This window comes from Bacteroidia bacterium (genome assembly GCA_025056095.1).
GTDB lineage: Bacteria > Bacteroidota > Bacteroidia > JANWVE01 > JANWVE01 > JANWVE01.
In genome coordinates this window covers 18,784-28,331 of the sequence record JANWVW010000003.1, presented here as the reverse complement: position 1 = coordinate 28,331, position 9,548 = coordinate 18,784, and the positions used below count along the sequence as shown (strand labels likewise).

Annotated in this window: 11 protein-coding genes and 1 tRNA gene; 4 read left to right on the top strand and 8 right to left on the bottom strand. The window is 37.4% G+C overall.

The window, feature by feature from the left end; all coding sequences use genetic code 11:
* The coding region (locus NZ519_00545) for a hypothetical protein (protein MCS7027228.1) at positions 1-183 on the top strand (183 nt) is incomplete at its 5' end.
* A 218-nt stretch (positions 184-401) separates the two neighbouring features.
* Here the strand turns inward: NZ519_00545 and NZ519_00540 are convergent.
* From NZ519_00540 to dtd, 4 genes are all read right to left on the bottom strand, one after another.
* A complete protein-coding gene (locus NZ519_00540) occupies positions 402-827 on the bottom strand; it encodes an arsenate reductase ArsC (GenBank protein ID MCS7027227.1) in 426 nt (141 codons plus the stop codon).
* A 32-nt stretch (positions 828-859) separates the two neighbouring features.
* Positions 860-2,092 (bottom strand): hypothetical protein, encoded by a 1,233-nt coding sequence (locus tag NZ519_00535; GenBank protein ID MCS7027226.1) that lies wholly within the window; start codon positions 2,090-2,092, stop codon positions 860-862.
* Positions 2,067-3,533, bottom strand: a complete 1,467-nt coding sequence (locus NZ519_00530) for an amino acid permease (protein ID MCS7027225.1) — start codon at positions 3,531-3,533, stop codon at positions 2,067-2,069. The genes NZ519_00535 and NZ519_00530 overlap by 26 nt, the downstream gene beginning before the upstream one ends.
* A 75-nt stretch (positions 3,534-3,608) precedes the next feature.
* A complete protein-coding gene (dtd, locus tag NZ519_00525; GenBank protein MCS7027224.1) occupies positions 3,609-4,055 on the bottom strand; it encodes a D-aminoacyl-tRNA deacylase in 447 nt (148 codons plus the stop codon).
* Positions 4,056-4,117: 62 nt separating this feature from the next.
* Between dtd and NZ519_00520 the strand changes: the two genes are divergently transcribed.
* Positions 4,118-4,930: a hypothetical protein gene (locus NZ519_00520; GenBank protein ID MCS7027223.1), complete on the top strand. Its 813-nt coding sequence runs from the start codon at positions 4,118-4,120 to the stop codon at positions 4,928-4,930.
* Between the two features lie 18 nt (positions 4,931-4,948).
* Here NZ519_00520 and NZ519_00515 read toward each other — a convergent pair whose 3' ends face one another.
* The 3 genes from NZ519_00515 to NZ519_00505 all read right to left on the bottom strand — a co-directional run bounded on the left by NZ519_00515 (position 4,949) and on the right by NZ519_00505 (position 6,975).
* Complete coding sequence (locus NZ519_00515) at positions 4,949-5,362, bottom strand: hypothetical protein (GenBank protein MCS7027222.1); 414 nt, start codon at positions 5,360-5,362, stop codon at positions 4,949-4,951.
* A gap of 79 nt (positions 5,363-5,441) precedes the next feature.
* Positions 5,442-6,839, bottom strand: coding sequence for a hypothetical protein (locus NZ519_00510; GenBank protein ID MCS7027221.1), 1,398 nt, complete (start codon positions 6,837-6,839; stop codon positions 5,442-5,444).
* Between the two features lie 54 nt (positions 6,840-6,893).
* A tRNA-Leu gene (locus NZ519_00505) sits at positions 6,894-6,975 on the bottom strand.
* A gap of 128 nt (positions 6,976-7,103) precedes the next feature.
* Between NZ519_00505 and NZ519_00500 the strand changes: the two genes are divergently transcribed.
* Positions 7,104-7,250 carry a hypothetical protein gene (locus NZ519_00500; protein ID MCS7027220.1) on the top strand — a complete coding sequence of 49 codons (147 nt, stop codon included), beginning with the start codon at positions 7,104-7,106 and terminating at the stop codon, positions 7,248-7,250.
* A gap of 85 nt (positions 7,251-7,335) precedes the next feature.
* Complete coding sequence (locus tag NZ519_00495) at positions 7,336-8,148, top strand: class I SAM-dependent methyltransferase (GenBank protein MCS7027219.1); 813 nt, start codon at positions 7,336-7,338, stop codon at positions 8,146-8,148.
* On the opposite strand, the gene NZ519_00490 is transcribed toward NZ519_00495, so the two are convergent.
* Positions 8,126-9,529 carry a glycoside hydrolase gene (locus NZ519_00490; GenBank protein MCS7027218.1) on the bottom strand — a complete coding sequence of 468 codons (1,404 nt, stop codon included), beginning with the start codon at positions 9,527-9,529 and terminating at the stop codon, positions 8,126-8,128. The genes NZ519_00495 and NZ519_00490 overlap by 23 nt on opposite strands.
* Positions 9,530-9,548: the final 19 nt, after the last annotated feature.

Below are 9,548 nucleotides of genomic sequence, written 5' to 3'. Positions count from 1 at the left end.
TTTTATTTTTTGGGCGTGCCCCTTGCTGACGCAAGGGTCGGGGCATTCCGCACTGCGCTTCGCTTCGGTGCTTCGCTACGCTACGCACTGCCTAACGGCATGCTCCATGCCCCTCACGCAGATGACATAAGCAGTTATGTCTTTACCTTGTTTGAGCTTGAAGTACAATCCCTTACAAACTAAAACCTTGCATAATTTACAGAGAAATGGCTTTTTCAGAGATCCTTGCGTGAGGCATGCGAAGGGCGTGCGTCAGCACGGTGCGCAGCGAAGCGTAGCACCGAAGCGTTAGCGTAGCCCGAAGCACGCCGACCTTGTGGGCAAAAGCCCACAAGGGCACGCCCAAAAAATTAAAACTTATTCTTCTATAAAAACAAAAACAGACTTACAACGAAGTTGATTTAATTAGAATTCAAATACGTTTCTACAAACTCTTTGACATACGCCTTAATTTGATTGCGTACCTTTCTAAATTGTGCCATAATTTCTTCTTCTGTACCTTGTGCCTTAGCAGGATCTTCAAAACTTTGATGAAATTTTTGGGCTTTACTTGAAAAGTAAGGACATTTTTCCTTTGCACTATCGCATACTGTAATTACAAAATCAAAATCTATGTGTTTGTACTCATCTACATGGTTTGAGGTATGGTTTGAAATATCTATTCCATCCTCCTTCATGATAGCAATAGCCCTGGGATTAACACCATGTGTTTCTACGCCCGCACTATAAACTTCGGCTTTATCCCCTGCAAAATGTCTAAAATAACCTTCTGCCATTTGACTACGGCAGCTATTACCTGTACAAAGAACTAAAATTTTAGTTTTCATATAAATTAGCCCACTTTTTTAGTATATTTTAGTTATTTAATTCTCTGTGCGACCATCATATTAGCAATTTTTTCGCCTTCACTCATATTGTATCCGCCCACCAAAAAAGGCAAAGGTTTGACCTTTTCTTTATCGCTGTACTTCTCCTTCAAATCTTTCTGAAAACGCACGGCAAACATAGCAATCGGCTTAGTATACGTTCCATAGTAAGTTTTTTGCCAACTGTTATCAGGAAGGTACTTCAAAGGTATGCCTGTATCATCTTGAACAATCCAATCGCTTTGGTCAAGGATTAGCTTTCTTATGGTAGGGAATTGCTCATCTCTGTGTAAAAGATAAGAAGCAGCTTTAAGATAGGTGGTTACTCTACCTAAGCTTTTGATATACGTTACAAAAGCAGGTGTCTTTTTTTTCAATCCTTCATCAGAGATATCGGCAGAAAAATAACGCAGTATTTTGAGCGGTTTATCTGCACCTTTGCTAAATGCTATTTCTATTCCCTGTACCTCTTTATCGGTCTGTTTTCTGCCTTTGTTGATTTTACCTTGTGGGTCTACGTAGATAAATTGCATATTTTCCACAATATAGCCCATTCTACCTAAAAATAGCATCATAACAGGAATAGTGCCATTTAGTCCCTGTGCGGATAGGTCTACTCGCATGGCTGCGGTTTTGAAAAAACCATGTCTCAAAATAGATTGTAGAGAAATTTCTGCGGAGCGAAAGAACTTTTCAGGTTCTTTGAACTTTTCTTTGTTCAGTTGAACAATCTCGCCCACAGGTTCTAAACCTATCATGTTAATCGTATCTGCGTTAGGAAAGAAATAAGCCGCATGCAAAATATCTGGACCTGAAAAGGGATAAAATAAATTGTACTTTCTTTCGTTTATAGCTTTAAGTTCTGTATTTCTCCACTCTTCTATTTTTTGAAGGCGCGTAGTTTCATATTCAGACCAATTTTTATTGAGCTTATTACGATAGTTTTTCCATGCGGTCAGAGAATATAGACTTGTGTCTATATGTTTAGGGTTGCGTATGTAGATACCTGCAATATATTTAGCAGTTTCGTCAAAAATTGGGTCAAAATGGCGAGCTTTTGGTTCTTGTTTTTTGACTTTTTGAGTGGTGTCCTGTTTTAAGGTATCTTTAGCTTGTTTTTTAGCCGCATTCTTGCAACCAACTTGGAAAAATACGCTTATTGCCCAAAGTGCTGGCAAAAATATAGATGCTTTCATAGCTTTATTTTCGTTTTTTAGATACGTCAAGATAGTAAAAAATAAGTCCTGAAAGTACGGTAATTAACCCTAATTGAGACTCAATAGGTTTGTAAATAAGCCCATACACAAGCACCCAGCCCTCAATAACTAAAAAAAGCATGGGAACAAACGGATACAAAAAAGTTTTGTAGCCTGTGTACTGTGGGGGGGTGTTCCGATATCGGGATACGAATACACCCAGCACCGTCATGAACAAAAACAAATTCAGCGTAAAACCAATGTAAGTAATAACTTGGTCAAAAGTAGCCGTAACAATAAAAAATAAACTGATTAAGCTTTGCACAAAAATAGCAACTAAGGGAGTATCATTTTTACGTTTAGCCAAAAAAGCCAAAATAGAATAATCTTTGCCCATTGCTTCGCTTACTCGAGGACCTACCATTATCATCGCGCTGATAGAAGAAACTAACAGCAAAGAAATGATAATACTCATAATTTTGCCGCCCGAGTGTCCAAAAATGTGCGTAGCTGCGATAGCCCCTACCTCTAACTGCCCTTTAAGCTCATGCAAAGGAGCAACTTTCAAAAATACATAGTTGAGGGAAATGTATAAAACAGCGACTATTCCTGTCCCTATAAGTAATGATGTAGGTAAGTTTTTTTCAGGATTTTGAATTTCACCTGCTATGTATGCCGCAGCGTTCCAACCTGAATATGAGTATCCTACAAAGTACAGAGAAATAGCAAAAGCTGCACTAAAAATAGAATGAGTTGCTTCTGTGTTGATTGTAAAATTGGCATCCCCATCGTTTTTAGTCCAAAATCCTGCAAGGATAAAAATAAGGATGACCAAAACTTTTAAGGTTGTAAAAAAATTCTGAAAACTTTTGCCGATTCCAAAGTGAATAGCATGCAAGCTACTGATTAAGACCACAATAGTTGCAGCAAAGAAGGATTTAGGCAATTGAGGATATAAATATCCGACGTATTTGCTCATAGCCATTGCCGCTGCGGCTACGGGGGCTGCAAAACCGACCGTAATAGATACCCAGCCCGATAAAAAGCCCAAAGCAGGGTGATATATTTTGCTCAAATAGGTATATTCTCCACCTGATTGAGGGAAGCGGCTGCCAATTTCTCCGTATGTCAATGCGCCGCATAGGGCTACTACGCCCCCTACTATCCATAAAAACACTAATGCGAATCCTGAACTTATCCCAAGTGCTTGAAAACCTAAACTGGTGAATACTCCTGTACCTATCATGTTGGCAACGATGAGGGAAGATGCTGTAAATAAACCTATTTTTCTGTTTGAATTGGGCATGAAAAACGTACAAAAATAGAGATTTTTATTAAGTTCAATAAAATTTAGGTTTGTTTTTGGGCGTGCCCCTTGCTGCGCAAGGGTCGGGGCATTCCGCACGTAGCCCGTAGCACGCCGACCTTGTGGGCATGAGCGCAAGCGAAACGCCCACAAGGGCACGCCCAAAAAAATTAAAACTTTTAATCAATATCCACATTCGTTTTTACAGAATTAGGCTTATTCGGTTAGAAAAAAGCAACTCTAAGCATCCGTGTCTATCACAATCGTAACAGGACCATCATTGAGCAACTCTACCTTCATGTCTGCACCAAAGATCCCTTTTTGAATAGGTCTTTCTAGCACTTTTTCAAAAGCTTGAATCGTCTTTTCGTACAAGGGAATAGCTATCTCGGGCGGCGCCGCTTGAATATAACTCGGGCGATTGCCTTTTCTCGTATCCGCGTACAACGTAAATTGACTAACTAAAAGTATATCCCCCTTAATATCCACAACCGATAAATTCATCTTGCCTTGCTCATCATTAAATATGCGCATCTGCACAACTTTTTTCGCCCATTTTTCAAAATCAGTTTGAGTATCAGTATGCGTATAGCCTACCAAAACTAATAAACCTGTATCAATTTTGCCCACAATAACATTATCCACCGTAACTGAAGCATACTTTACTCTTTGAATAACCATTTTCATAATGCTTGCAAATTAAATAAATCCAAGAGCTTGTTTTGAAAGTATTGTGTATGTTTGCTTGCATGAAAGTTTTGTTGGTCTATCAATCTTATGGAAATTTAGAAGGATACACTCAAACTCTATACTCTATTTTGACAGCATTAGCTTTTGCACCGCAAGAAAGGATAGAAATCCACCTCTACACTGATAAGCCCGCTGCTTTTGAGCTTATTCAATCTCACGTCCATTTTCATATACTTACTCCGAAAATTATCCAATCGTGGAGAGGTACGCACGACTTTACACACAGATTAAAAATTATGATGTTGCTAAACTTGCATGAACAGTTTTCTCAAAATCCCATACTTTACCTTGACGGAGATACATTTTTTACACAAAACTATAGCCCTGTACTTGAACAAATAACTGATAAAAGCATCGTAATGCACGTTAGAGAGTACTTTGTAGGTACACATCGCACGGGACAAATGAAACGTTTTAGAAAAAATATGAAAAAGTTAACTTTTGAGGGCTGTCCAATAAATCTAAATGTGTATATGTGGAATGCGGGCGTAATTGGCTTTTTGCCTGTACATGTACCTGTCTTGCGAAAAGTTATTGAATTTGTAGATGAAATTTATCCAAAGTATCCCAAACATATCATAGAACAGTTCGCAGTGAGCTACTTTTTTCAGCAAAATTTTACTATTCAACCTTCTAATAGCTACATTACTCACTATTGGAACAAAAAGTCCGAGTACACCCAAGCTATACAAATCTTTTTATCACGATATAGCGATGCATCCGCAGCTTTATCGGCTATACAGCAGCAGGGCGTAGTTGCTCCCTTTGATGCGCCTAAATTAAAATGGTGGCAAAAATGGTTTAGCAAATGAGAACCTTGGGCTAGTTGCTTATGCTGTTTTTTTCTTAACATAATCATTTACCTTTTTGCGTACTAACTCCAAAGCTATTGTCCATAACACTTCTTTGGCTAAATCTGCTACAAATGAAGGTTTGTCATCTTTACGAGCTACTGCATAAGATTGAGGCTCTGTTTTTATACCCGAACATTTGACTTTTTTTCGTTTTCTGTTACGGGATAGCCAATAAAGTACGAGGGCTGTTCCTGCGCTTATCCCTAAAATAAAAAACAAACGTTTGTTCAAATACTTTTTGGAGAGTTCTCGGCTGATGTTTTTAGTTATGTTTTTTGTACTATACTTTGTTTCTAACACAAAAATATCTTTTTGTATTTGTTTTTTTAATGCTTCCAACTCTTGCAGCAATTGCTGTTTTTCTTGCTCTAAATCAGATAAATTTTTCATACAATTTTAGAAATGCACAAAAATCAAGCCACACTAAGGTAGATCTACCTTTGTGTGGCTTAAAAAGGTTGAATTTTGGTTACTTTTTTAGTTTTTCAAATTCGACAATAGAAATTTCCTTTGTAGTGTAAGGTACATTTTCAAGAAGAATTTTTTTCAAGTAATGTTTTTCAACTTTGGCTAGAGTGTTGTTTAGATTCTCTTCGTTTTGCAGGGCTTTCTCTACTCTTTCTAACAGATTTGGGTTCTCTTCTTCTAACTTAATATCCTCAATAGTAAATACATTTGTGTCTTTTTGAGTTAAGTATTGCCATTGTTGTTTGAGTTGAAGTATGTACTGCCGTTTCAAATCATCGTCAGTTATTTGTATATTGTGTTTATTAAGTAAGTTTTCTGTAATAATCAGCAGCTTAAGTTGTTCTATATTTTCTTGAAGCAGTTTTTCTTGTCTTTCAGTAGGCAGGTTCAGATAGCTGGCATCCCTTTGAATAATTTTTTGCTTGATAACTTCTTTGGGCAGAGGAATATCTACTTTTTCTAACAGTTTTTGTTCAATTTGTTGGTACAAGCGTTGTTTAGATAAAAATTCAAATTTTTGCGTAAGTCTTTCTTTGATAAACTCATAAAAAGCATCTTTTTCTTTGATTTTACCTTCTGAAACATTGCTATAAAAAGTTTCATCCACAGGTTTGGGCGTAATTCGAATAATGTTTTGTATCACAAAAATGTATTCCGATGATGAGTCTTGATTTTGTAAAAACTCTTCACTGATAGCACCAATTCCTTTGTAGGAATACATTTCTTTGAGAGCTTCTAAGCTTAGAGTAACAGTGTCTTTAACTTTTTTAGACAAAAACTTTTCAGCTATGCTAACAGGTACTTTGCGTAGGTTGATGTGCACAGCTCTGTCTAACTCTGGTTTTTGCTCTACTTTCAAAGTACCGTATATGGTATCGTTAATTTCTATACTTTGAGCTTCTTGACGCTCGCCTAAATAGTAGCTTATGTTAGTAATCTCTTCTTCTACATCTTCTTCGCTTACAACTACTTTGTATTTAGTAAATTCTTCTCCTGAGAAAATTTGAGCTAGGTCTATGTCGAGTTTTGGCTTGACTACGACGTTCAAGTAAAAGTGTAGCGGAGTAGGTTGGTTGAAGTTAAGGTTGTTTATCTCTACTATTGAGGGCGACTTTTCTGCATCTAATTCAGCGTTAAAAAGAATGTTTATTTGGTTATCTTGCAAGTATTTTTGGACGTTATTGTTGATAATTTTATTTATCTCATCTAGTAGTATGCTTTTTCCATACATCTTTTGGAGCAGAGAGGGCGGAACTTTGCCAGGTCTAAATCCAGGTAGTTGGGCGCGTTTGCTTACTTCTTTTATTTTTTGCTGAACAGGAGTAAGATAATCTTGGGGTTCTAATTCTATTTTTATCTCTCCGACTAATGATGCTTTTTCTTCAAAACTGATGTTCATACTCTTTTTTTTGAATAAAATAACCTTGTAATGGCTTAGATTACAAGGTGTTTGTGCGGGAAGAGGGAATCGAACCCCCATGCCTTGCGGCGCTAGATCCTAAGTCTAGTGCGTCTACCAGTTCCGCCATTCCCGCATAAATTGCCTGCAAAGGTATAAAGGATTTTTTGTAATAGCAAATTTTGTTTGATTATTTGACTTTAATTCGTTCAAATTCAAGTATTGAAATTGATTTTGAATGAATTATTTTTTGGGCGTGCCCTTGTGGGCGTTTCGCTGCGCTCATGCCCACAAGGTCGGCGTGCTACGGGCTACGCTTACGCTTCGGTGCTTCGCTTCGCTACGCACCGTGCTAACGCACGCCCTTCGCATGCCTCACGCAAAATAATACAAGTCCTCCGTTTTAGCTAAAAAACTACTTCGGATGCCGAACAAAGTCTATTTACATTCTACTAGACTACTTCAAAATTCCCATAAATGTACCTATTTTTGCCCCATGCACTACGACCCTATAAAAAAATCATTAGGAAAGGTATTCAACAAAACTCCATTTCTACGCAAACTATTCTACAAGCTACTCAACTTGCTTTTATTGCGCGCATGGCATATTTACAAACATGTAAAAACATGGGCAAAAGATAAAAAAAACAAACCTATACACATTCTTGATGCAGGTTGTGGCTTTGGTCAATACACTTATACTCTTTCTAAAATGAGCAACCTATGGCAAATTACAGCAGTAGACGTAAAAGAAGAGCAAATTCGCGACTGTAATCAATTTTTTGAAAAAATAGGTAAGTCAGACAAGGTTAAATTTTATGTAGAAGACTTAATTACTTATCAAAAACCTGATACGTTTGATGCAATTCTATCTATTGATGTAATGGAACATATCTTACCTGATGAACAAGTATTCCAAAATTTTGCTATCTCACTTAAAAAAGGCGGAAAACTCTTTATCTCAACCCCATCAGATGAAGGTGGAAGCGACGTGCATCAAGAAGGCGATACCTCTTTTATTGAAGAGCATGTTCGTGAAGGTTACAACAAGAAAGATATTACTCAAAAGCTGCTTAAAGCAGGTTTTTCAAAAGTAGAAGTGCTCTATTCTTACGGCACGTATGGTAAAATATCTTGGCGTCTTTCTATGAAATATCCTCTTTTGCTGCTCAATAAAAGTAAATGGTTTTTTATCCTTTTACCGTTTTATTACTTGATATTTTTTCCCATTTGCTTTGTACTCAATTGGATAGACCTTCATCAAAATAACTCCACAGGTACAGGGCTTATTGTTTTGGCTGAAAAGTAAGGTTAGGTTCATCATATTTTTTAATATACAGAACTGATTCATGATTTTCCCAATGCATCCAAAAAGGGCGCACTCTACCTGCATAAGCAGATATGCCAATATAATCCCCAAAAAAGTCTGTTTCGTAAGGTGTAAAAGGTTTTTCAGATATAAACTCATTTGTCCAAGTTTCCCCTCCATCTCTAGAAACAGCTAAAATCACTTCTGTGGCATTACCTTTGGTACGGCTTCGGTCATAAAATACGCAGTAAATATACCCTGTGATGGGATCAACAGACATCCAAGTTAAAAATTGGTAACTTCTTGTTTTATCTTGATTGACCCGAATGGGTTTGCTCCATGTCTTTCCACCATCGGTAGATTTCACAATAAATACATCTGTATTATCTATTCCGTTGCGAGTATCCACCCAATTGATATAAATAGTACCCCTGTAACGGCTGTTGGGCGCAATATCGCAACCTATTACAGGCATTCCATTGCTTCGGTCTAATCCTGGAATGGTAATGTTCCAACCCCCTACAATATTAGTAGCTACTATGGGCTTGGTAAAAGTTTGTCCTGCATCCAATGATTTTACAAAGTAGATATTTTCATCGCAAGCCCAAGAAACATATACTTCTCCATTGGGACCTACTGCGGGCATAGCACCTTCATTTGTGTGATCATCATCTGCAGCGCTACCTGCTTTGGTATCTAAGCGAATAGGTTTAGAAAAAGTTTTACCTCTATCTGTTGAACGAGCAAAAAGAATGATACTGCTATCTTTTGTACCCTTATACATTTCGTCCCATTCTTTTAGCCCTCTGTACCGACTAAATTGTGTCCATGCTATGTAGATATTATTCTGTGTTTGGGGATTATCAGTTAGGTCTGCGCAAGGATAGGCTTTATCCTCAAAAGGAACTAAACCTTTGTGGGCAAGTACATCTGTGCTTTTACCTGGAAAAGTTAGTCCTTTATCCGTAGAGACTTGGCAAAAAATGCCCGAGTCTTTCCATCCCCCAATATAAACCATGTACACATTACCTTCTTTATCTGCAGTTAGAGCAGGGTCTCCTAAAACATTTATGTTTCTATTACGAATACGGTTGTATTTCCAAGTTTTACCATTGTCAGGGGTAGTAAAATAGTAGAGAGGTACTTGAGCGCCACCTGTCCAATAGTCAGGATTAGCAGGATTAACTACAATAGAAAGCTCTTCAAAGGTCCTAATAGGTCCTTGTATCTTAATCAAATTTTTATCGGATATTTCTGTAATCTTAAAGTTTCCCTCTACTAAAACTACTTCTTTTTTAGGGGACTTTGTACTATTTCTGGGCGAATCACAAGCAGTAATGGTTATCACAGCACAAACTACAAGTAATCTGCACAAGTACATATACAAAGATACAAAATTC

Coding starts and splice junctions, on each gene's coding strand:
- NZ519_00520 (MCS7027223.1), top strand. CDS start 4,118: ATGAAAGTTTTGTTGGTCTATCAATCTTATGGAAATTTAGAAGGATAC.
- NZ519_00540 (MCS7027227.1), bottom strand. CDS start 827: ATGAAAACTAAAATTTTAGTTCTTTGTACAGGTAATAGCTGCCGTAGT.
- NZ519_00490 (MCS7027218.1), bottom strand. CDS start 9,529: ATGTACTTGTGCAGATTACTTGTAGTTTGTGCTGTGATAACCATTACT.
- NZ519_00515 (MCS7027222.1), bottom strand. CDS start 5,362: ATGAAAAATTTATCTGATTTAGAGCAAGAAAAACAGCAATTGCTGCAA.
- dtd (MCS7027224.1), bottom strand. CDS start 4,055: ATGAAAATGGTTATTCAAAGAGTAAAGTATGCTTCAGTTACGGTGGAT.
- NZ519_00510 (MCS7027221.1), bottom strand. CDS start 6,839: ATGAACATCAGTTTTGAAGAAAAAGCATCATTAGTCGGAGAGATAAAA.
- NZ519_00495 (MCS7027219.1), top strand. CDS start 7,336: ATGCACTACGACCCTATAAAAAAATCATTAGGAAAGGTATTCAACAAA.